This is a genomic window from Promicromonospora soli (assembly GCF_014653785.1).
GTDB classification, from domain to species: Bacteria; Actinomycetota; Actinomycetes; order Actinomycetales; family Cellulomonadaceae; genus Promicromonospora; species Promicromonospora soli.
Genome location: NZ_BNAS01000005.1, coordinates 96443 through 118408, shown reverse-complemented (window position 1 = coordinate 118408; position 21966 = coordinate 96443). Strand labels below are relative to the sequence as shown.

Annotated in this window: 19 protein-coding genes and 1 tRNA gene; 10 read left to right on the top strand and 10 right to left on the bottom strand. The window is 69.8% G+C overall.

The annotated features are described in order from the left end of the window. Positions 1-108 precede the first annotated feature (108 nt). From IE250_RS16650 to IE250_RS16640, 3 genes are all read left to right on the top strand, one after another. Entirely contained in the window at positions 109-1059 is a 951-nt protein-coding gene (locus tag IE250_RS16650) for a Ppx/GppA phosphatase family protein (protein ID WP_189670423.1), read from the top strand. Positions 1060-1251: 192 nt separating this feature from the next. Then, the gene (locus IE250_RS16645) at positions 1252-2709 is read left to right on the top strand and encodes an NAD(P)/FAD-dependent oxidoreductase (protein WP_189670422.1); all 1458 of its coding nucleotides are present in this window, start codon (positions 1252-1254) and stop codon (positions 2707-2709) included. 123 nt (positions 2710-2832) lie between these two features. Beyond that, positions 2833-2906 (top strand) — tRNA-Leu (locus IE250_RS16640). A 14-nt stretch (positions 2907-2920) separates the two neighbouring features. Here the strand turns inward: IE250_RS16640 and IE250_RS16635 are convergent. After that, on the bottom strand, positions 2921-5146 hold the full coding sequence (locus IE250_RS16635) for an excinuclease ABC subunit UvrA (RefSeq protein ID WP_373301716.1): 2226 nt from the start codon (positions 5144-5146) through the stop codon (positions 2921-2923). Between the two features lie 169 nt (positions 5147-5315). Here IE250_RS16635 and IE250_RS24970 point away from each other — a divergent pair, with 169 nt between their 5' ends. The 3 genes from IE250_RS24970 to IE250_RS16620 are packed head-to-tail and all read left to right on the top strand — an operon-like array spanning position 5316 to position 6613. Beyond that, complete coding sequence (locus IE250_RS24970; RefSeq protein WP_308434152.1) at positions 5316-5810, top strand: helix-turn-helix domain-containing protein; 495 nt, start codon at positions 5316-5318, stop codon at positions 5808-5810. 56 nt (positions 5811-5866) lie between these two features. Then, entirely contained in the window at positions 5867-6394 is a 528-nt protein-coding gene (locus tag IE250_RS16625; RefSeq protein ID WP_189670420.1) for a RelA/SpoT-related domain-containing protein, read from the top strand. Beyond that, positions 6395-6613 carry a hypothetical protein gene (locus tag IE250_RS16620; RefSeq protein ID WP_189670419.1) on the top strand — a complete coding sequence of 73 codons (219 nt, stop codon included), beginning with the start codon at positions 6395-6397 and terminating at the stop codon, positions 6611-6613. Positions 6614-6698: 85 nt separating this feature from the next. On the opposite strand, the gene IE250_RS16615 is transcribed toward IE250_RS16620, so the two are convergent. The 3 genes from IE250_RS16615 to IE250_RS16605 all read right to left on the bottom strand — a co-directional run bounded on the left by IE250_RS16615 (position 6699) and on the right by IE250_RS16605 (position 8331). After that, positions 6699-7301, bottom strand: coding sequence for a ClpP family protease (locus IE250_RS16615; protein ID WP_189670418.1), 603 nt, complete (start codon positions 7299-7301; stop codon positions 6699-6701). 79 nt (positions 7302-7380) lie between these two features. After that, on the bottom strand, positions 7381-8085 hold the full coding sequence (locus IE250_RS16610) for an ArsR/SmtB family transcription factor (protein ID WP_189670417.1): 705 nt from the start codon (positions 8083-8085) through the stop codon (positions 7381-7383). A gap of 30 nt (positions 8086-8115) precedes the next feature. Continuing rightward, entirely contained in the window at positions 8116-8331 is a 216-nt protein-coding gene (locus IE250_RS16605) for a hypothetical protein (RefSeq protein ID WP_189670416.1), read from the bottom strand. 238 nt (positions 8332-8569) lie between these two features. Here IE250_RS16605 and IE250_RS16600 point away from each other — a divergent pair, with 238 nt between their 5' ends. After that, complete coding sequence (locus IE250_RS16600; protein ID WP_189670415.1) at positions 8570-12310, top strand: efflux RND transporter permease subunit; 3741 nt, start codon at positions 8570-8572, stop codon at positions 12308-12310. A 130-nt stretch (positions 12311-12440) separates the two neighbouring features. Here IE250_RS16600 and IE250_RS16595 read toward each other — a convergent pair whose 3' ends face one another. Beyond that, the gene (locus IE250_RS16595; RefSeq protein WP_189670414.1) at positions 12441-13334 is read right to left on the bottom strand and encodes an ABC-2 transporter permease family protein; all 894 of its coding nucleotides are present in this window, start codon (positions 13332-13334) and stop codon (positions 12441-12443) included. Next, positions 13331-14284: an ABC transporter ATP-binding protein gene (locus IE250_RS16590; protein WP_189670413.1), complete on the bottom strand. Its 954-nt coding sequence runs from the start codon at positions 14282-14284 to the stop codon at positions 13331-13333. Before IE250_RS16590 ends, IE250_RS16595 begins: the two co-directional genes overlap by 4 nt. A 222-nt stretch (positions 14285-14506) precedes the next feature. Here IE250_RS16590 and IE250_RS16585 point away from each other — a divergent pair, with 222 nt between their 5' ends. Next, on the top strand, positions 14507-15412 hold the full coding sequence (locus IE250_RS16585) for a Bax inhibitor-1/YccA family protein (RefSeq protein ID WP_189670412.1): 906 nt from the start codon (positions 14507-14509) through the stop codon (positions 15410-15412). An 83-nt stretch (positions 15413-15495) separates the two neighbouring features. Here the strand turns inward: IE250_RS16585 and IE250_RS16580 are convergent, their stop codons facing one another. The 4 genes from IE250_RS16580 to IE250_RS16565 all read right to left on the bottom strand — a co-directional run bounded on the left by IE250_RS16580 (position 15496) and on the right by IE250_RS16565 (position 19830). Beyond that, complete coding sequence (locus tag IE250_RS16580; RefSeq protein WP_189670411.1) at positions 15496-16164, bottom strand: hypothetical protein; 669 nt, start codon at positions 16162-16164, stop codon at positions 15496-15498. Then, the gene (locus tag IE250_RS16575) at positions 16161-16787 is read right to left on the bottom strand and encodes a TetR-like C-terminal domain-containing protein (protein WP_189670410.1); all 627 of its coding nucleotides are present in this window, start codon (positions 16785-16787) and stop codon (positions 16161-16163) included. Before IE250_RS16575 ends, IE250_RS16580 begins: the two co-directional genes overlap by 4 nt. Then, complete coding sequence (locus IE250_RS16570) at positions 16780-17670, bottom strand: alpha/beta fold hydrolase (protein WP_189670409.1); 891 nt, start codon at positions 17668-17670, stop codon at positions 16780-16782. Before IE250_RS16570 ends, IE250_RS16575 begins: the two co-directional genes overlap by 8 nt. Positions 17671-17802: 132 nt before the next feature. Further along, entirely contained in the window at positions 17803-19830 is a 2028-nt protein-coding gene (locus IE250_RS16565; RefSeq protein ID WP_189670408.1) for a glycoside hydrolase family 15 protein, read from the bottom strand. Between the two features lie 376 nt (positions 19831-20206). On the opposite strand from IE250_RS16565, the gene IE250_RS16560 reads away from it, so the two are divergent. Both IE250_RS16560 and IE250_RS16555 read left to right on the top strand, forming a co-directional pair. Then, positions 20207-20626 carry a YciI family protein gene (locus IE250_RS16560; protein ID WP_189670407.1) on the top strand — a complete coding sequence of 140 codons (420 nt, stop codon included), beginning with the start codon at positions 20207-20209 and terminating at the stop codon, positions 20624-20626. A gap of 23 nt (positions 20627-20649) precedes the next feature. Then, complete coding sequence (locus IE250_RS16555; protein WP_189670406.1) at positions 20650-21963, top strand: RNA polymerase sigma factor; 1314 nt, start codon at positions 20650-20652, stop codon at positions 21961-21963. Positions 21964-21966 lie beyond the last annotated feature (3 nt).

Below are 21966 nucleotides of genomic sequence, written 5' to 3'. Positions count from 1 at the left end.
CGGATTTAGTCGCAACGGTCGCGCCCACAACCAAGGCAGTGGCGTGAGGTTTCTCCGAATGCGGCACGTCCGACGTCCGGCGGCAGGAGTGCCTGGGAGAATCTTCACGTGACTTCATCTCGCGTAGCCGCGATCGACTGCGGCACCAACTCGATCCGCCTGCTCGTCGCGGACGTCGACGCCGCCGGAAACCTCACCGAGCTCGACCGCCGGATGGAGGTGGTCCGGCTGGGCCAGGGCGTGGACCGCACGGGCGAGCTCGCGCCGGAGGCGCTCGAGCGGACGCTCGCGGCGACCCGCGAGTACGCGGCGGCGATCGAGGCCGCCGGAGCGCAGCGGGTGCGGTTCGTGGCGACGTCGGCCACCCGGGACGCGCGGAACCGGGACGCCTTCTTCGACGGCGTGCGCTCCGCGCTCGGCGTCGGCGTCGAGGTGATCAGCGGTGACGAGGAGGCGCAGCTTTCGTTCCGCGGCGCCACCGGCGTGGTAGCGGCGACGCACACCGGCCCGTTCCTCGTGGTCGACCTCGGCGGGGGATCCACGGAGCTGGTCCTCGGCACGGGCTCGGTGGACGCGAGCGTCTCGATGGACGTCGGCTCCGTGCGTATGACGGAGCGGCACCTGCACAGCGATCCGCCGTCGGCCACCGAGATCGAGGCGGCCCGCGCGGACGTGCGGGCCCACCTGGACGACGCCGTCCGCGTGGTCCCGCTCGGGAAGACCACCACTCTGGTGGGGCTGGCCGGCTCGATCACCACCGTGACCGCACACGCGCTGGGGCTGACCGAGTACCGGCGCGAACGCGTGAACCAGGCGGAGCTGCCCGTCCCGACGGTGCTTGCCTCCTGCGCGGCACTGCTCGCGGCGCCGCGAGCCGAGCGGACGGCCATGGGCTTTCTGCACCCGGGACGCGTCGACGTGATCGCGGCCGGCGCACTCGTCTGGTCCGAGGTGATCATGCGTGTCGCGGCCGACGTCGCGGCCGCGGGCGGGTCCCTGACCAGCGTGGTGGCGAGCGAGCACGACATCCTCGACGGAATCGTGCTGTCCATGGCGTGAGCCGGAGGTGACCCGCAGGGGGCTCGGCGAGCAACTGCCGTCCGCCGGGAACCTCCGGCGGCGGTGGTCCGTTGTGGGGGCCAGAGGATCGACGAAGTTCCTGCAGCGGCGACGACGGCGTGGTGTGCTTCACGCACACGCCGCTCTTCGGCATGTCCATACGGATGCGGAGCGCGCGGTACCCTGGGAATCATGCCTCAGAACGACCTGACCTCGGTCAGCCATGCTTCCGACACGGCGAGCACGCCGCGGCCCCGGAAGGTGCCGCGCATCGTGGTGCTCGGCGGCGGGTCCGTCGGCCTCTACGTGGCGCGCCGCCTGCGAAAGAAGCTGAAGAAGCGGGACGCGGCCATCGTCGTCGTGGACCCGCGCCCGTACATGACGTACGCGCCATTCCTGCCCGAGGCGGGTGCGGGCTCCATCGACGCCCGCGACGTCGTTGCGCCGCACCGCCGAGCCCTCAAGGGCATCGACGTGCTGCAGGGCAAGGTCACCGCGATCGAGCACGGTCGCAAGCACGTGAAGATCCAGCCCGAGGAGGGCGACGAGTACGAGGTGTCGTACGACGAGCTGGTCGTCGGCCTCGGCTCGGTGTCGCGCACGCTGCCCATCCCGGGCCTCGCGGAATACGCCATCGGCTTCAAGAACGTGGAAGAAGCCATCGCGGTTCGCAACCACGTCATCAACCGGCTGGATGTCGCGTCCTCCACGTGGGACGCCGACCTGCGCAAGCGCATGCTCACGTTCACCTTCGTGGGTGGCGGGTTCGCCGGTATCGAGGCGCTCGCCGAGATCGAGGACATGGCGCGCTACGCGACGCGGCAGTACGCCACCATCGACGCGTCGGACCTGCGGTTCGTCATGATCGAGGGCGCGGGCCGCATCCTGCCCGAGGTCACGGAGCCGATGGGCGAGTACGCCCTCGCGGAGCTGAAGAAGCGCGGTATCGAGTTCCACCTCAACACGTTCCTCTCGTCCTGCGTGGACGGGCACGTGGTGACCTCGACGGGGGTCGAGTTCGACACCGACACCATCGTGTGGACGGCCGGCGTCAAGGCGAACCCGGTCATCAAGGAGGCGTCCGACCTCCCGGTCGACAAGCTGGGCCGCGCCATCGTTCTCCCGACGCTGCAGATCGCGACGGAGGACGGCGAGATCGTCGAGGGTGCCTGGGCGGCCGGAGACTGCGCCGCCGTCCCGGACGTGAACAACCCCGGCAAGTTCTGCCCGCCGAACGCGCAGCACGCGATCCGCGAGGCCGTGCGCCTGGCGGACAACATCGTTGCGCTGCACAAGGACAAGGCTCCGGTCGACTACGACCACAAGAACGTCGGTGTCGTCGCGTCGCTGGGGCTCTACAAGGGCGTCGCGGAGTTGTTCGGGTTCATCAAGCTGCGCGGGTTCCCCGCGTGGGTCGCCCACCGCGGCTACCACGTCATGGCGATGCCGACCGGCAACCGCAAGGCCCGCATCATGGTCGGCTGGATCGGTCAGTTCATCATGGGCCGCGAGCTGGTCTCGCTGGGCTCGCTGCACGACCCGCGTCAGGAGTTCCGCAACGCGTCCGTGCCGCCGAAGCCGATGGGCGAGAAGGTCGAGCAGAATGCTGAGTCGTCCGCCGCGCGTGCGGAGTCGGGCGCGAAGGCCTGATCCCCTGACATCGGTCCAGCTCGGACCGTGACGTTGGTAGAGCCTGTCGAGGCACTCGTGCTCTCGACAGGCTCGACCAACGTGCGCCTGCTTCGGCGTCAGTCTCGGTAGTCTCTGGGGTGCGCCCCCATAGCCCAACTGGCAGAGGCAGCCGGCTTAAACCCGGCACAGTCCCGGTTCGAATCCGGGTGGGGGCACTTTTGTGCTCGGGTCAGGCGACCAGTTCCGCGAGGTGGCGGCCCGTCAGCGACCCCTCCTGACGCGCAAGGTCGGCGGGAGTTCCCTCGAAGACGACGCGACCGCCGTCGTGCCCGCCGCCGGGACCCATGTCGATCACCCAGTCGGCCCGGGCTACGACCGACAGGTTGTGCTCCACCACGATGACCGACCGGCCGGCGTCGACCAGGCGGTCGAGCAGACCGGCCAGGTTGTCGACGTCCTGCATGTGCAGGCCGGCGGTGGGCTCGTCGAGAACGAAGGCGGGCGTGTCGCCGCCCATCTCGATCGCGAGCTTGAGGCGCTGCCGCTCGCCGCCCGACAGGGTGTTGAGGTGCTGGCCGAGGGAGATGTAGCCGAGTCCGACGTCGGACAGACGGGACAGCATCGGGAGCACAGACTTCTCCGTGAAGAAGTCCAGCGCCTGCTCGACGGACATGCCGAGCACGTCGGCGATGTTCTTGCCGCGCAGGGTGTAGCCCAGCACCTCGTCGGTGAACCGCTTGCCCTCGCACGCCTCGCACACGCTGGCGACGCCCGCCATGAAGGCCAGGTCCGTGTAGATGAGCCCGACGCCCTTGCACGCCGGGCACGCACCCTCCGAGTTTGCGCTGAACAGCGCGGGCTTGACCCCGTTCGCGCGTGCGTACTGCTTGCGGATGGGCTCGAGGATCCCGGTGTAGGTGGCCGGGTTGGACCGCCGCGACCCACGGATCACCGACTGGTCGACGAACGTGACACCGTCGCGCGGCAGGCAGCCGTGGATGAGCGAGCTCTTGCCCGACCCGGCGACGCCCGTCACCGCGACCAGCACCCCGAGGGGGACGTCGACCGAGACGTCCTGGAGGTTGTGCAGGTTCGCGTGCTCGATCCGCAGGTATCCGGTGGGGGTGCGGGGCGTTGAGTTGAGCGTGACCGCCTGGTCCAGGTGCTTGCCCGTCGCGGTGCCGGAGTTGCGTAGCCCGTTGATGTCGCCCTGGTAGACGACCGTGCCGCCGTGCGTCCCGGCGCCCGGGCCCATGTCGACGAGGTGGTCGGCCGCCGCCATGACCTCGGGCTTGTGCTCGACGACGAGCACCGTGTTGCCCTTGTCCCGCAGGCGCTGGAGCAGGGCATTCATCTGCCGCACGTCGTGCGGGTGCAGGCCGATGGTCGGCTCGTCGAACACGTACGTCATGTCCGTCAGGGCAGACCCCATGTGCCGCACCATCTTGGTGCGCTGCGCCTCCCCGCCGGACAGCGACGACGACTCGCGGTCCAGCGACAGGTACCCCAGGCCGATCTGCTCGAACGTGGCGAGCAGGTCGTTGAGCCCGTCGAGGATGGGCTGGACGTGCGGGTCGGCCAGGTCGCGCACCAGCTCGGCCAGGTCCGTGAGCTGCATGGCCGCGGCCTCGCCGATGTGCTTCCCCTTGACGAGCGACGAACGCGCCCGGTCGTTGAGGCGCGTGCCGCCGCACGCGGGGCACGGCGTGAAGGTGGCGAGCCGGTCGACAGCCGCCCTCATCGCGCCCTTCATCGACTCGACGTCCTTGACCAGGTAGAGCCGGGTGATCTTGGGGACCAGCGCCTCGTAGGTGACGTTGATGCCGCCCGAGACGATCTTGCGCTCGGCGCCGTACATCAGGTCGTGCCACTCGGTATCGCTGTAGTCCTTGAGCGGCTTGTCGACGTCGAACAGGCCGGAGTCGGCGTAGACCTTCCAGTACCAGGTGCCGACACCGAAGTTGGGGAACGTGATGGCGCCTTCGCCCAGCGACTTGCTGCGATCCACGAGGGCTTCGGTGTCGATCGCGGAGACGCGTCCCAGACCCTCGCAGTTGCCGCACATGCCCTGGGGGTCGTTGAAGGAGAAGACGTTCGACCCGCCGACGTACGGCTGACCGAGCCGGGACCAGATGACGCGCAGCATCGTGTACGCGTCGGTGGCCGTGCCGACCGTGGAGCGGGCGTTGGCGCCCATCGGCTCCTGGTCCACGACGATCGCCGCCGACAGGTTCGACAGCGTGTCGACGTCGGGCCGGGGACGTGACGGCATGAATCCCTGGAGGAACGCCGAGTACGTCTCGTCGATCAGGCGCCGCGACTCGGCCGCGACCGTGCCGAACACGAGCGAGCTCTTGCCCGACCCGGAAACCCCGGTGAACACCGTGAGCTTCCGCTTGGGGATGTCGATCGAGACCCCCTGCAGATTGTTCTCCCGGGCTCCGCGCACTTCGATGGATCCGTACACCACAGTCCCTCCGGTCGGTGGCTCAATGGTGCCAGGAGCCACTGACACTCACTCGGCCTTTTGGTGCACGGCGTTACGCCAGCAGCAGACGCCGGAACGACCCGCGGTGTCAGTGGGGTTGGGTAGCGTGACGGGTATCGACGGCGGGAGTGGGCAGATGGCAATGATCTCAATTGATACCGCAGGTACTGCTGGGCTCGGCACCACCAACGACGGCGCACCGGGGACCAGACCCGGGACGCTCGAACACACCCGCGAACCGCTGCTCCGTGACCTGGTGGGTGGCATCCTGCGCCGCGCCCGCCGCGAGCAGCGCCGCACCCTGGCCGACGTCGCCACGGATGCGCGGGTCTCGACCGCCTACCTGTCCGAGGTGGAACGAGGGCGCAAGGAGGCTTCCTCCGAGGTGCTCGCCGCCGTGTGCGAGGCGCTCGGTATGCGCCTGGTCGACCTTGTGGAACGCGCGTGGGCCGAGCTCGCGATCGCGCTCGCGGCACAGGAGGAGGGCCGGCGGGTCCGCGTCCTGTCGTCCGCTGCTCGCCGTTCGGCTGGCTTCTCGTCCTCTCGCCACCCCCTTCAGGCGCAGCCCGCGGCGCCGACCGGCACCTCCGGCGTCGGGCAGCGAGGCGAGGCTGTGCTCCTGGCGGCGTGATCGTTGCGTATACGCAATAACGCGCACCATCGAGGATGAATATTTAGCCTCATGGGATGACAGTTCCAGAGGTCTGTTTAGTGGCGCCCCCATGGTCCAGGAGGGCGCTGAGCCGGCTGGGTGTGAGCATGCGAGACGGTGTACCGCCGCCTGTCAACGCGCCGACCTACGACGCTGTCGTGCTCTGGTACGACGAGATCGCGACAGCGGTGAACGAGGCAGTGCGCTCGTGTGCGTGGCGGCGACTGCTCGGTGACCGGGCGGTCGAGGCGAGGTTCACATCGCGGGCGAAGACCGTCGACACCTTGACCCAGAAGCTTGTCCGGCATCCGGCTATGCCACTTGCCGATGTTCAGGACATTGCAGGTGTTCGCTTCGAAGCGGAGATGACGATCGCTGAGCAGGACCTCGTTGTCGACGAGATGGTTCGGTTGTTCGAGCCCTGTGTCGCTGCGGTCAAGGACCTCCGCGAAGATGCACACTCGGGTTACCGAGCTGTCCACTTGTGGCTGCGCCCGCCCGCTGGCCGGGTTGAGGTGCAGGTGAGAACTCACGTACAAGCGCACGCGAAAGGGGTGTCCTGAATGTTGATGAGCTTCGTCATTGAGTACGACCGCAGGACCGGCGCCGTTCGCGTCGAGGAGTTCACCGGTGAGCGTGCCAACCGCGCCGGTGTTCTACGCCGACTTGAGCTTGAGCGGGCGCGCACCGACAAGAACATCGAGATCGTCTCCCTGGTTTCCGATTCCCTGGAGACGATCCGCAGCACGCACAGCCGTTACTTCATGGCCGAGCTGGCCTGATCGCTCTAAGTCCAGTGGTGAACTGCAGGATCGACCGGGACGGGCCCTCTCCGATCCGCGTCCGCCACCTCTGACCTGCTGCGGATCAGAGCCCAGCGCGCCTCTTTCCGCCTGGGCGGACGTCGTTCACCTGGTCCACGATCTTGTCGATCATGCCGTAGGCAAGCGCCTGCTCGGCGGTGAACCAGCGGTCGCGCTCAGAGTCCGCGGCCACCGTCTCGAGGGGCTGGCCGGTGTGCTCGGACTGCAGCCGCGTCACGACCTCCTTGACGTACCGGATGTTCTCGGCCTGGATGACGACGTCGCTCGTCGTTCCACCGACGCCACCCGCCGGCTGGTGCATCATGATCCGCGCGTGCGGGAGCGCGAACCGCTTGCCCCTGGTACCCGCGGCGAGCAGAAACTGCCCCATGCTGCCCGCGAACCCGACGGCGACCGTCGAGACTGCGTTCGGCAGCAGCTTCATCGTGTCGTAGACGGCGAGGCCGGCGCTGATGGAGCCGCCGGGGGAGTTGATGTAGAGACTGATGTCGGCGGCCGAGTCCTCGGCTGAGAGCAGCAGGAGCTGCGAGGTAACGCGGTTGGCGACGGCGTCGTCGATCTCGCTGCCGATCAGCACGATCCGCTGATGCAGGAGCCGCGCGGCGAGGTGGTCTTCGAAGGGCTGGATCTGGGTGGTCTCGGTCATGTCTCCACGATGGCCCGACGCCGAGCCGCGGGACAGCGATCTCTGCCCGCCGCAGATCTGCTCATGGCAGAGCCCAGGGTCAGAGCGGGTTGCCCTCTGGGTCGACCGTCGGGAACGCGTCGAAGTGGACCTCGAACGGCAGGGCTCCGGGCGCACCCGCCTGACCGCTCAGCGGATCGATGTGCTCGGCGATGAAGCGGTCCCAAGCTTCCACTACCGCCTTCATCTGCTCGGGCGTGGCCCACTTGTTGGACGTGAAGAAGGTAGTGACTCCCATCCACGCCTCCAGGGTGTCGTTGTCCGCGTTCTGCCCTGCACGGACAAAGGCCATCACCCGTTCGTGGCGGAGGCGAAGGAACTCGATGTTGACTGCCTCGGCGGTCTGCCGGCTGGCGGGGGAGTCCTTTCCTGCGCTGGAGATGCTGAATCCGCCGGGCGTGCGCTCCCACCAGCGCTCTCGCGCCGTGCCCTTGCCTTCGACCTCGCGGACCAGGCCGTGCTTGGCGAGCTGGCGGAGGTGGTAGCTCGTCGAACCGCTGGACTCGCCGACGATCTCGCCGAGCTTGCTGGCGGTGAGCGGACCGTGGCTCGGGAGCAGGTCCAGGATGCGGATGCGGAGGGGATGAGCGAGTGCGCGGAGGGCGGCGGGGCCCAGCTCCGGTGGCCTCCCCGCGGCGGCCGGCTCGGACAGGTCCGGCGTCGTGCTCGGTGCGGGTGGCACTGACGGGGAGGGGGCTTCTCGCCCCGCCTGCCGGCCCAGGGAGTCCTCGCGTGCTGTCGCCATAGGCAGGACGTTACCCAGGTTGCGGGGCGATCAGCGCAGCGCGAGCGGGTGGCGCGCCGCCGCGTTGTCGCGTGCCCGCTCGGCCTGCGCGCGCTGTCGGGCCAGGCGCTCGGCCTCCCGGTGCATCGCCTCGCGGTCGTCGTGGGCCGGCACGTCCTGACGGCGGCTCGGGGAAGACGCCGCGGCGGCACGCGACGCGAAGACGTCGACGATCCGCAGGGTGGCGGTGGGGGCGAAGGTGCTCATCGTGGCTTCTCCTGGCTCGGGGCGGGGTAGCTCGTGTGCCCACCCTACGCATGCCAAGACTTCGTTGCAAGCAAATCTTTGCAATCAGACCTTTGGAATCGGTCTCGCGCGGTTCCTGTGGCCTGCGCAGGGCACTGCCCTACTCTGATACTTCGGTCGATTTCACCCCGTTGGTCCGTCAGGCACAGCGGCGGCGTTGCGCCGTATGCCCGATCGTCGTCCGCCCCATGGAGTCTTCGTGTTCCATCTCGCCCGGATGTCCCTCGCCAACCGAGCCGTCGTGGCCCTGGTGACGATCGCGATAGCTGCGTTCGGGGTGCTGAGCATGACCTCCCTGAAGCAGGAGCTGATCCCTTCCCTGCAGCTCCCGACGGGCATCGTGAGCGCGCAGTACCAGGGCTCGTCGCCCGAGGTGGTGGAGGAGCAGGTCACCGATGTGATCGAGGAGGCCGTCTCCTCGATCGACGGGGTCGCGTCTGTCCGCTCTACGGCGTCCACCGGTGTCTCGCTGACCACCATCGAGTTCACCTACGGCACCGACATGGAGGTCGCTACGCAGCGCCTCCAGACGGCCATGGCGGGCGTCCGGCCGGCCCTGCCCGCGGAGGTCGAGCCGCAGGTCACGACCGGCGCCGTCGACGACGTGCCAGTGGTCCAGATGGCCGTGTCAGGCGACAAGAGCCCCAACGCCCTCGCGGACACGGTCGAGAACGACGTGGTGCCGGCTCTGGAGGAGGTCGACGGCGTCCGCTCGGTCTCGGTGACGGGACAGAGCGAGACCGAGGTCCGCATCCGGCCCAGCCAGGACAAGCTCGCGGCGGCCGGCCTCACGACGGAAGACCTGACCACCGTGCTGCAGGACAACGGTGTGGTCATGCCCGCGGGCGAGATCACGGAGGGCGGCCGCGCCTGGGCGGTCCAGCTCGGCAAGCCCGTCGATATGGTCAACCAGCTCAAGGAGCTCCCCGTCCTCCCTGGCGGGACCGCCGCCGAGGGCGGGACCGCCGCCGAGGGCGGGGCAGCCGGCGACGCGGAGGCAGGCACAGGGGCCGGGACCGACGCGATGGCGGACGCCATGCCGACGGACCCCACCACGCCGGTCATCCCGGAGGACACCGCGGACGGCCCGGTGCTCGTGGGCCAGGTCGCGGAGGTCGAGCTCAAGCCCGTGGAGGCGATGTCGTACTCCCGCCTCGACGGCTCGCCGTCCCTCGGGCTGGCCATCACGAAGACGCCGGAAGCCAACACCGTCGAGGTGTCGCACGCGATCGAGGAGGCGCTCGCCGAGCCCGACGTGGCGGACACACTGACCGACCGAGACGTCGAGACAGCCGTCGTGTTCGACCAGGCCCCGTTCGTCGAGGACTCGATCCACGGCCTTGCCACGGAAGGCGGCCTCGGCCTGCTGTTCGCGGTGCTCGTCATCCTCGTGTTCCTGATGTCGGTGCGGTCCACCCTGGTGTCCGCGATATCCATCCCGCTTTCGCTCGCGGTGACGTTCATCGCGATGGACGCGGGCGGCTACACGCTGAACATCCTGACGCTCGGTGCGCTCACCATCTCGATCGGCCGCGTGGTCGACGACGCGATCGTGGTGATCGAGAACATCAAGCGGCACCTGTCGTACGGGGAGGAGAAGGTCGATGCCATCCTCGCGGCGGTGCGCGAAGTCGGTGGGGCCATCGCCGCCTCCACGATCTGCACAGTCGCGGTGTTCCTGCCGATCGCGTTCGTGGGCGGCATGGTGGGCGAGCTGTTCCGGCCGTTCGCCCTGACCGTGTCGACAGCGATGCTCGCCTCGCTCGTCGTCGCCCTGACGATCGTGCCGGTGCTGGCGTACTGGTTCATCCGTCCCCCGAAGAAGATCGGCCGCGGCGTGGCCCTCGCCCGCGCGGCGGCCGAGGAGAAGGAGAGCCGCGGCATCTGGCAGCGGATCTACGTCCCGTCGCTGAACAGTGCGCTCGCGCGGCCCGTGGTCACCATCGGGGTGGCCGTCGCGATCCTCGGCGGCACCGCCGCCCTCGTCCCGAACATGGAGACCAGCTTTCTCGGAGACAGCGGCCAGAACACGGTGACCGTCACGCAGCACTACGCGCCCGGCACGTCTCTCGAGGGCCAGGACGAGGCGGCGAAGAAGGTGGAGACCGCGCTGGCCGGCGTGGACGCCGTCGACAGCGTGCAGGCCACCGTCGGCAGCGGCGGCGATATGTCGATGGCTGCGTTCGGCGGCGCGAGCGCCGGGCTCAAGGCGTCGTTCGCAGTCACGCTCGACGAGGGCGCCGACGGCGGGGACGCCGCTACGGACATCCGCGCCGCCGTCGAAGGGCTGACCAAGGCGCCCACGACCGAGATCGCCGTGTCCGCCGGCGACTCCGTGGGCACGTCCTCCATCGACCTCGTGGTCCGTGCGCGCGACGACGAGACGCTGACCGACGCCACGAATCAGCTCCAGGAGGCGATGGGTGGCCTGGGCGGCGTCGCCGAGGTCAGCAACGACCTGTCCGCCGCACAGGAGATCGTCGAGGTGACCGTCGACCGCAAGGCCGCGGCGGAGTACGGGCTCACCGAGACGCAGGTCACCGGGATGGCGTCCGCGGCGATGACCGGTTCCCAGGAGATGGGCGAGCTGAACACTGCCGAGGGGCCTGTCGGGGTCACGCTCTCCACCGGCGCTGTGCCGACCACGATGTCCGAGATCGGGGAGATCCCGGTCCCGACGGCCGTCGGCGTCGTTCCGCTGAACGACGTCGCGAGCGTGGAGGTGGCCAAGACGCCGACGTCGATCAGCCGGATCGACGGCGACCGGTCCGCCACCGTGGCGGTGACGCCGGCCGGTGACGACCTCGGCGCAGTCACCGACGCGGTGAATGCCGAGATCGGGTCGATCGACCTGCCGGCCGGCGCAACGGTGTCGGTGGGCGGCGCCGCCGCAGACCAGGCTTCGGCCTTCGAGGACCTGGGCGTGGCGCTGCTGGCCGCGATCGCCCTCGTCTTCATCGTCATGGTTGCGGCCTTCCGAAGCCTGGCGCAGCCGTTCATCCTGCTGGTGTCCATCCCGTTCGCTGCCGTGGGCGCCTTGATCGCGCTGGTCGCCACGAACACACCACTGGGCGTACCCGCGCTGATCGGCACGTTGCTGCTGGTGGGCATCGTGGTGTCGAACGCGATCGTGCTCATCGACCTGATCAACCAGTACCGCCATGACGGCATGGCCCTCGACGAGGCGGTGCGCGAGGGCGCGCGCAAGCGGCTGCGCCCCATCGTCATGACGGCGCTGGCCACGGTCTTTGCGCTGACGCCCATGGGAGTCGGGCTGACCGGTGGCGGGGCGTTCATCTCGCAGCCGCTCGCGCTGGTGGTGATCGGCGGGCTCGTGTCCTCGACCCTGCTCACGCTGTACGTGGTGCCGGTGATCTACACGATCTTCGAGCGCCGGGCCGAACGGCGTCGGGCCCAGGACGAGGCGGCCGGACGCACCGCACGCAGGCCGCTGACGGGTGCGTTCCCCAGCGTGGCGACCGGAGCGTTCCGGGCCGTCGGGCGGCCGCCGGGCGCGGCGCTACCGCTCCAGGGCGGTCCGGTACCGCGGAGCGGTCCGCTACCCCAGGGTGCGCCGGAGGGTGCGCAGGCTGGGCATGGCTGGCCGCCGGCCAGGGAGGCCGTGCCCGCCTCGTCCGGCACCTGGACGATGCCAGACCAGGCGCGCCCGGGTCGGCACAGCAGGCCGACGCCGGCTCAGGTCCCGCCTGCTCAGGTCCCGCCGGTCCAGGTGCCGCCCCAGTGGCAGCAACCGCCGCGGCAGGCGCCCCAGCGCCGGCAGGCGCCCTCGCAGCAGGAGTGGCCGGCCCCACCACAGCACCAGCCGGCCCAGTACCAGGCACCGCAGTGGCAGACGGAGGGCGAACCGGAGTCCGAGCCGGACCGCCGGCGGCAGGCGCCGCCGCCGGTCTGGCCCCACCCGCTCGACCCGCTCGACTAAAAGACGTCCGAGGTCTGCTTCGAGAACAGGATCAGGCACGGTTCTGAAGCCAGAACCGTGCCTGATCGTGTGATGGAAACGGACCTTCAGCATGATCGCCTGACGCCGGCGACCGACCGACGTCGGCTCGCTATGCGTCGTCGAGCTTGAGCCGGAAGGCGCCACCGATGACGACAACGGCGGTATACGCGGCGAGCACGCTCACGCCCACCCACGGGTCGAGCACCTCGGGCACCTGCGCGCCGGAGGGCGTGATCGCCGATCCCGCGACGCTCGGCAGGAACTTGTTCACGTCCAGCACCCAGTCCACGTTCGACGCGAGTGCCACGGCGATGCCGAACACCATCGGGATCACCAGGAACACCGCCACGGCGGTGAAGATCGCGCCAGCCGTGTGGCGCAGCAGCGTGCCGATCCCCAGCGCGAACAGCGCCACCAGCACGGTGTAGATGACGACGCCGTAGAGCTTCTGGAGCTGGTCGCCGTCGGACCAGTCGAGCGCCATGTCGTTGGCGTTCAAGATGGGGTAGCTGACGAGCCAGCTCAGCAGGAGGGACACGGTGGTCAGCACCGCCGTGACGACGGCGAGCACCGTCGCCTTGGCGGCGAACGCCCCCAGCCGGCCGGGCGCGGCGGCGAACGTGGAGCGAATCATGCCGGTCGAGTACTCGCCGGTGATCACCATGGCGCCCAGCACCGCGACCACGAGCGCGGCGAACTCGTACCCGCCCGCGATGACTGTGGGTGCCCCAAAGATCCCGCCCATCGACGCCTGGTCCTCGGGAGACATCTCGCCGGCGCCCATCTCGTCCATCACGAACTGCACCACGAAGGACATCATCAGCGCGACGCCGACCATGATGACGACCGTGGACCCGAGCGTCCACCAGGTCGACCGCAGTGTCCACAGCTTGACCCACTCCGAGCGCAGCAGCCGCCAGAAGGTGACGTTCTGCACGGGGGTGTGCTCCGCCGTCGTGCCCGACGCCGGCCCGCCTGCCCGGGCGGTGACCGTCGCGCTCATGCCTTGCTCCCCTCGAGGTCGGACGTCGCACCGGTGATGGCGGCGATGTCCTCTGACTGGTACTCCACCGCGTCGGCGGTGAGGGACATGTAGGCCTCCTCGAGCGTGGACGCGACGGGCATGAGCTCGTGCAGCACGATCCTCGCGGAGGCGGCGAGCTCGCCGACGGCGGCCGCATCGGTGCCCCGGACCTCCAGGAGGCCGGGCTCGACGGCGTCCACCTCGGTGTCGGCGCCCTTCAGAAGCTCAGCGAGCTCCGTGGCCTGCGGCGACCGGACCCGCACCACCTTGCGCGCGGCGCCGTTGACGATCTCCGTGACCGGGGCGTCGGCGAGGATGCGGCCCCTGCCGATCACGAGCACATGGTCGGCCGTGAGGGCGACCTCGCTCATGAGGTGGCTGGACAGAAAGACGGTGCGCCCCTCGGACGCCAGGAACTTCGCGATGTTGCGGACCCAGAGCACGCCCTCGGGGTCGAGCCCGTTGACGGGCTCGTCGAGGATGAGCGTGCGCGGGTCGCCGAGGAGGGCCGTCGCGATGCCGAGGCGCTGGCCCATACCGAGCGAGAAGCCGCCCACGCGCTTGCTCGCGACGGGTCGCAGGCCAGTGAGCTCGATCACCTCGTCGACACGCTTGGTCGCGATCCCGTGGGTCGCGGCCATGGCGAGCAGGTGGTTGCGCGCGGTGCGGCCGGTGTGCACGGCCTTCGCGTCGAGCAGGGCGCCCACCTCCGCCAGCGGACGGCGATGCGCGGCATACGGCTTGCCGTTCACGGTGACCGTGCCCGCCGTGGGCCGGTCCAGACCCACGATCATGCGCATGGTCGTCGACTTGCCCGCGCCGTTCGGGCCAAGGAAGCCCGTCACCTGGCCCGGCTGCACGGTGAACGTGACGCCGTCCACGGCAGTCTTTGCGCCGTACCTCTTCGTCAGGCCTCTGGCCTCGATCATCACTTGCCCTTCCATCTGGCACGCCGGGGTGGCCTCTGCGGTCACTGGTCGGTCATTACGAGACTGGTTGTTACGAGACTAGGGAGCCGACGACGGCCGCCGCACCCATAACGCCCCCTGATCATCCTTTGGGCGGACCCACTTCATCCATTGGTATGAGCCGGGAACTACAGATCAGGTCCCAGCGTTACCTAGGATGGTCAGACAGACCAGGAGGAGCAGATGAGCAACCCCGTCTTTTCGAGAAGCGACGTCTTCGGTGAACCCCGTCGCGCCGGTGGAAGCGCCGACGCACGCCGCGGCGGCACCGCCACCTACCCCAACCAGACTCCCGCATACGGCACCCCGCCGCAGCCTGGCCAGTACGGTCAGTACGGCGCAGGTCAGCCGCCGATGGACGCGTCGGATCTCGACGCGATGTACTCGTCGCCGTCTGCCACCACGGCGGACACCAAGCGACTGACCTACGACGACGTGATCATCAAGACCGGTGGGCTGCTTGCCCTCCTGGTCGTGGTGGCCGCTGCGACGTGGACGCTGGTGCCGCCGGCGATGCTGTTCATGGTGATGATCGTCGGCGCGATCGGCGGCCTCGTCCTCGGCCTCGTGAACAGCTTCAAGAGGAACCCGAGCCCGGCACTGATCGTTGCCTACACGGTGTTCGAGGGTGCCTTTGTGGGCGGCATCTCCAAGGTCATGGAGACCATGGCGCCCGGCGTCGTGGTGCAGGCAGTGCTCGGAACCATCGCCACGTTCGCTGCCGCGCTGTTCCTGTTCAGGAGCGGCAGGGTGCGCGTCACGCCCAAGTTCACGCGCTGGCTCCTGATCGCGGTCACGGGCTATGCGGTGTTCTCGCTGGTCAACTTCTTCCTTGTGATGTTCAACGTGCTGGACGGCTGGGGCATGCGGTCCGGCTGGCTCGGCGTCATCGTGGGTATCGTGGCCGTCGGCCTGGCAGCCATGATGCTGATCCTGGACTTCGACTCGATCAAGCGTGGTGTCGAGGGCGGCGCGCCCGCCAAGCTGGCGTGGTCGGCGGCCTTCGGCCTGCTGGTGACGCTGGTCTGGCTGTACATCGAGCTGCTGCGGCTTCTGACGATCTTGCAGAGCCTCTTCAGCGGCGACTAGCTCTTCCGGCTCGCCGTACGACAGAGGCGTGAGTCCCGTCCGGGGCTCACGCCTCTGTCGTATCCACAGCCCGCTGCGTGCGGCTAGCTGTCTACAGCCAACGGAGCACGCTCAAAGCCGCGCGTAGCAGTGGTGGCGATCAGCACGCACCCCGCCGCCACGAGGAATCCGTGGGCGATCCGCGGCTCCGGCCCGCCGAAGAACTGGGGAAGCACCAGTACCAGCCCGATCCCGAGCGGGATACCGGCCCACCTCGTGTGGACAGCACCCGACCGCCAGAAGGCAATCGCGACGAGCACGCCGGCCACTGCGATCAACAGCAGGCCGACGCCGAACAGAGCGACCGCCCACGGCTGCATGCGCAGCACCTCGACCTCTGCGAGCAGCCCGAGGTCGTTCTCCCGCAGCGCCGCCTCGGCGATGGTGCGGATGCCGAAGATCTCGGCGCCGAAGTAGAGCGCAGCGCACCCTGCACCGGCCCACGCAGTGATGAGTGCCCAGGTCGCAGCGCCGACGCCGACGCCCGCGGCGTCGGCGAGGACCGTGCGTAAGCCCAGGAGCGCCGGGGCGAGCAGGCCGAGGCCGAGGATTCCGCAGAGGTGCGACACGACCCAGCGGTCGGAGGCGAACGCGGTGGCGAGGTGGGTGGTGGCTACCGACTCGTCGGGCCAAGGTCGCAGCAGCGGGAAGAGGAGAAAGAGGAGGCCGGCCGCGACGAAGGCGGCACTGGTCCAGCGGGCGGTGGTGGTCATCGATGGCTCCCGGTGGCGTCGTGATCGAGCAGTGTGTCGGAGGTGGCGAGCGCGGCGACGCCCGCGACGAGCATGTCCAGCAGGACGGTGAAGCTCTGGTCGACGTCCTCCCGCATCCGGAAGCCGCCCCCGAGCTCGAGGGTCACGAAGCCGTGGATGCCGGCGCGGACGGCCCGGACGGCGTCGATCACGCGGTCGTCCGGGAGCCCGAATCCGTGCAGCACGGCGCCCACGACTTGGACGCTCTCGGCCGCCGCCTCCCGGAGCCGGGCGTCGGCCGGGTCCTCCGGGTCGGGGCCGATCTGCGTCGCCGCGTACCGCCCGGGGTGCTCGTGGGCGTAGCTGCGCCAGGCGGTCGCCAGCGAATGGAGAGCGTCCGCCCCGGCTCGGCCGACCGTTGCGGAGGTCCCGGCGGCCGTGAGCTCCCGGACGGCGATCAGGGCTACGTCGCGGCGCAGGTCCGCCAGCGAGCCCACGTGCTTGTAGAGGCTGGGGGCCGCTACACCGGCCTTGGCGGCGACCTTCGCCAGGCTGAGCTCGGCGAACCCGCGTGGGCCGCCGTCGTCGACGACCTGGGCGGCCAGGTTCACCACCACGGCGTGGTTCAGGCCGGCCCTAGGCATGCCGGCCGCCGTCCTGTGCAGGGGCGGCCGGGCCGTCGGACGCGTCGGGGAGGCCGGGGAGGCCCGCGAGGAACTCGAGCACGGCGGGTACGACGATGTCGGGCGCCTGGTGCTGCGGGTAGTGACCCACCTCGGGGACGAGTACACCGCGTGCGCCGATCGTGTCGGTCATCCAGCCCAGCTCCGCCTCGGCATCGGCGAAGTCGGGGTCGAGCGCGCCGACCACGACGAGAGCCGGGGCCTCGACCGCTGACAGCCGCGCCTCGACGACGGAGTGGTCGAGCGCCACGGCGAGGTCGCGCAAGGAGCGCAGGCGGCCCGGCTCGCGCAGGCTCCGCCGGACGGCGGCGACGTGCTCGCCGTGCCGGGGCGAGCGGCGGCCCTTCGAGATCGACGAGTAGTAGGACGCCCAGAACGCGGCGCCCCACGGCCGGGCGAGAAGCACACGGTAGACGCCCCGCATGACCCGCTGCTGGGCCGCGGATCCGGGCTGGCGCAGGAACGGGCTGAGCAGGACGAGGCCGCGCACGAGGTCCGGGCGTTCGGCAGCGGCCCAGACGGCGGAGGACGCGCCCATCGAGTTGCCGAGCAGCACGGCCGGACCGGCGTCGAGGTGCTCGACGAGTGCGAGGAGATCCGTGCCGGTGGCGTCGTCGCCGTGCGCGCGGAACGTGGTGTCGGAGTCCCCGTGGCCGCGCAGGTCCGCGACGACCACGCGGTAGCCGGCGTCGACGAGGGCCGGCGCCAGGTCGTCGTAGGTCGACCGGAGGTCTCCCATGCCGGGCACTGCCACGACGAGCGGGCCGGACCCCGTGTCGCTGTACGCGATCTTGCCCTCTGGCCGGTGCAGGAAGGCGGCGGTGACGCTGTGGCTGGTTGTCATAGCCTAAAAGCTACTCCCATTAGCCAACCCGCGCAAGAGACTCAGCCGGGGGATTGGCTGTGGGCGCGATCGTTGCGATTACACGTCCGTCATAGGCGCAACGATCACGCCCACAGCCAGTGCAGTGGTGGGTCAGACCGGGCGGGGGGCGCCGAAGTAGCCCTTCTCCGCCTCGCCGGACTCCGCCTTGATGACGTGCATCACGGCGTTGATCAGGGCCAGGTGCGTGAACGCCTGCGGGAAGTTGCCCAGGTGCCTGCCGGTGCCCGGCTCGATCTCCTCGGCGTAGAGGTTGAGGGACGACGCGTAGCCGAGCAGCCGCTCGCACAGCGACCGGGCCCGCTCCACCTCGCCGATCTCGACCAGCGCGGACACCAGCCAGAACGAGCAGATGGTGAACGTGCCCTCCTCGCCCTGCAGGCCGTCGTCGGTCTCCTCGGTGCGGTACCGCAGCACCAGGCCGTCCTCGGTGAGCTCGTCAGCGATGGCAAGCACGGTCGCCTTGACCCGATAGTCGTCCGGCGGCAGGAACCGCAGCAGCGGCACGAGCAGCAGCGACGCGTCGAGCGCCGGGTCGCCGTAGCGCTGCGTGAAGACGCCGCGGTCGTCGACGCCCTTGGTGCAGATGTCGTCGGAGATCTCGTCGGCGATCTTCTGCCATGCCGTGGCGTAGTCCGGCTCGTCGTACAGGCGGGCGAGCTTGGCGCCGCGGTCCATCGCCACCCAGCACATGAGCTTGGAGCTGGTGAAGTGCTGCGGCTCGCCGCGCACCTCCCAGATTCCCCGGTCCGGCTCGTGCCAGTGCTTGGCGGCCTCCTCGACCTGTCGCTTGAGGATCGGCCACAGCGACTCGGGCAGCTGCTCGCGCGACTTGGCGTGCAGCCACACGGAGTCGAGCACCGCGCCCCAGACGTCGTGCTGACGCTGGTCGTAGGCGGCGTTGCCGACCCGGACGGGCTGCGCGCCCTCGTAGCCGGAGAGGTGCGGCAGCTCGAACTCCTCGAGCCTCTCCTCGCCACCCACCCCGTACATGATCTGGAGCTGCCGGTTGTCGCGGCAGACGTCCTGGATGAACGCGAAGAAGTCGTTGGCCTCCCGGTCCAGTCCCAGGGTGTACAGCCCCCAGAGCGCGAACGTCGAGTCGCGGATCCACGCGTACCGGTAGTCCCAGTTGCGTTCCCCGCCAGGGGTCTCGGGCAGGGACGTGGTCGCGGCGGCGATCAGCGCACCGGTGGGGGAGTAGGTCAGGCCCTTCAGCGTGAGCGCGGACCGCTGCAGGTAGTCGCGCCACGGGTGGTCGGGGAACTGGCCCTGCGTGATCCAGTCGCGCCAGAACCGCTCCGTGCGCCACATCGCGTCGAGCGCGTCCGCGTAGCTCGTCGGCGGGTCCTGCGAGCCCCAGGACATCGCGACGAAGTGCGTGGCGCCCTCCGTCATCCGGGTGCGCGCGGTAGCCCGCTTGCCGCCCTCCAGCCCGAACCGCAGGCTGGAGCGCAGGTGCAGGTCCGGGTTGGAGTCGCCGACGTGGGCCACGACGGACGAGTAGCCGCTGTTCTCGTACTCCCAGTCGACGTCGTCCCGCGCGTAGTCCGGGCGCGGCTCGCACACGACCTCGAGGTCCACCGTGCCCGACACGCACTTGATGGTGCGCATCAGGACGTGCTCGGCGTCGTCGTCGGTGGGGGTGCGGCGGTGGGTGCTGGAGCGATCCTCGACGTCGTGCCACGGGCCCATGAGCATTGCGTCACGCACCACGAGCCAGCCGGTCGACGTCTGCCAGGTGGTCTCGAGGATGAGGGTGCCGGGCAGGTAGCGGCGTGCCACGGGCACGCGCACGCCGTGCGGTCCCACACGGAAGTGGCCGGCTCCCCGGTCCAGGATCTTGGCGAAGATGCTCGGCGAGTCGGGCCGGGGCACGCACATCCACTCCACGCTGCCCGACGGCGCGATCAGCGCGTTGGTCTCGCAGTCCGACAGGAACCCGTACTCGCCGATGTGCGGGAACTTGCTGCGCCCGTCCCACACGCGCGGGGAGGCGATGTCGCTCGACGGGTGTCCCGTCACCGGACCCGGGGTCGCGGGCTCCGGCGGCTGGTGGTGCCGCGGGGACGTGTGAGCGTGAACATCGGCCCCCAGCGGCTCAGTCTGTTCGAGCGTCATGGGGGTCAAGGCTTCCGTACGTCCAGCGCGCGTGGCAAGCCACGTCGGTGTGACGAGCGGAACCCTGCGCGGCTGCACAAAACGGGATTTCTCAGGCGGGTGTCGATGCGGTGGATTTTCCATTCACCTTTTGCATGGAAGCGTTCTCACCAGGGGCCGAAGAACCACTGGGATGAAGGAACCATGGCCAAGTGCATGTCAGACGGGGCCCGCCGACGGTGGACATCGATGTCATTGTGACCTTGATCACAGTTGGCGAGTTCACGCGTGTGATGTGCGAAACCCTCTGCTCTGGCCGTGTCGATCGAGCGGTTTCCCGTTCGACCTGTGAGTGAGAAGGTCCATGCAGGGGCCGGGAAACACAGGAGAAGAGACCATGGCAAAGTACATGCTGATCATGCGGGCGACGGACGAGACGTGGGCCGCCGCGGCGGACATCGACTTCGATGAGATGTTGACAACGATGGGCAAGTTCAACGACGAGATGATCCAGGCCGGCGTGCTGGTCGCGGCGGAAGGCCTCGACCCGGCCGAGTCCGTCGTCGTCGACTACTCGTCCGAGCCGCCCGTCGTGACCGACGGTCCGTACGGTGAGACCAAGGAGCTGTTCGGCGGCTTCTGGATCCTCGAGGTCGGCTCGAAGGAGGAGGCCGTCGAGTGGGCCAAGCGCGCACCCATGGCCGGCCCGGGTAGCAAGACGGAGATCCGCCGCGTCACCCAGATCGACGAGTTCCCGCAGGACAACGAGTGGATCCAGAAGGAACGCGCCTGGCGCGAGTCCACAGGCCAGCTCTGAGCTGCCCGTAGCAGGAGGAGACGGTGAGCGAGCACGGCGCCGCGCGGCGGGCCGTCGAGGCGGTCTGGCGGATCGAGTCGGCGCGCATCGTAGGTGCGCTCACGCGCTACACCCGCGACTTCGAGCTCGCCGAGGACGTGGCCCAGGAGGCGCTCGCCGAGGCGCTCGTCTCCTGGCCGCGCGAGGGCACACCGCGCGATCCCGCGGCGTGGCTCATCGCGACGGCCCGACGCCGGGCGATAGACGCCTACCGGCGTCGGGCCGGGCGCGACGAGCGGTACGCGGCGCTCGCGCAGGGCCTGGCCGAGGGCGAGGCGACGTCGGGCGCCCCGGGTCCGCCTGCGCCGTCCGGAACGGGCATCCTCGCAGGTGACCCGGGTTCTGACCCCGCCATGCTCGATCTCGACCGGATCGACGACGACGTGCTCGCGCTCATGTTCGTGGCCTGCCATCCCGTGCTGTCGAGGGAGGCGCAGATCGCGCTGACGCTCCGCGTGGTGGGTGGTCTGACGAGCGACGAGATCGCCCGCGCCTTCCTGGTGCCGGTAGCGACGGTGCAGGCGCGCATCACGCGCGCGAAGAAGACGATCGGGGCGGCTCGGGTCCCGTTCGAGGTGCCCGACGGCGCGGACCGGGCCGCCCGGCTCTCGTCGGTGCGTGGCGTGCTGTACGTGATCTTCACTTCAGGCTCGTCGGCGACGTCGGGGGACGACTGGATCCGGCACGATCTCGCCCGCGAGGCGGTGCGCCTGACCCGTGTACTGACCCGGCTCGCGCCCGAGCCGGAGACGTTCGGCCTGCTCGCGCTGCTCGAGCTGACGGCGGCGCGGTTCCCGGCCCGGGTGGGGCCGTCGGGGGAGCCGGTGCTCCTGGAGGACCAGGACCGGCGCCGCTGGGACCGGGCGTCGATCATCCGGGGCCGGGCGGCACTGCGGCGGGCCAGCGGCCCGGCGGGCATGGGCGCCTACGCGCTGCAGGCCGCGATCGCGGAGTGTCACGCGGTGGCGCGCTCGGTACCGGAGACCGACTGGGACCGGATAGTCGTGCTCTACGAGGCGCTCGGGCGCATCGCGCCCTCCCCCGTGGTGGACCTGAACCGGGCGGTCGCGGTGGCGATGGCGCAGGGGCCCGACGTCGGCCTGCGCGTCGTGGACGGGCTCGTCGACCGTGGAGTGCTCGCGGGATCGCACCTGCTGCCCGGCGTACGGGGCGAGCTGCTCGCGCGGCTCGGCCGCACCGCCGAGGCCCGGGGAGAGTACCTGCGGGCGGCCGAGCTGTGCGGCAACGCCGCCGAGCGCTCGGTGCTGGAGCGCAAGGCCCGCCTGGTCGAGCCCTGAGCG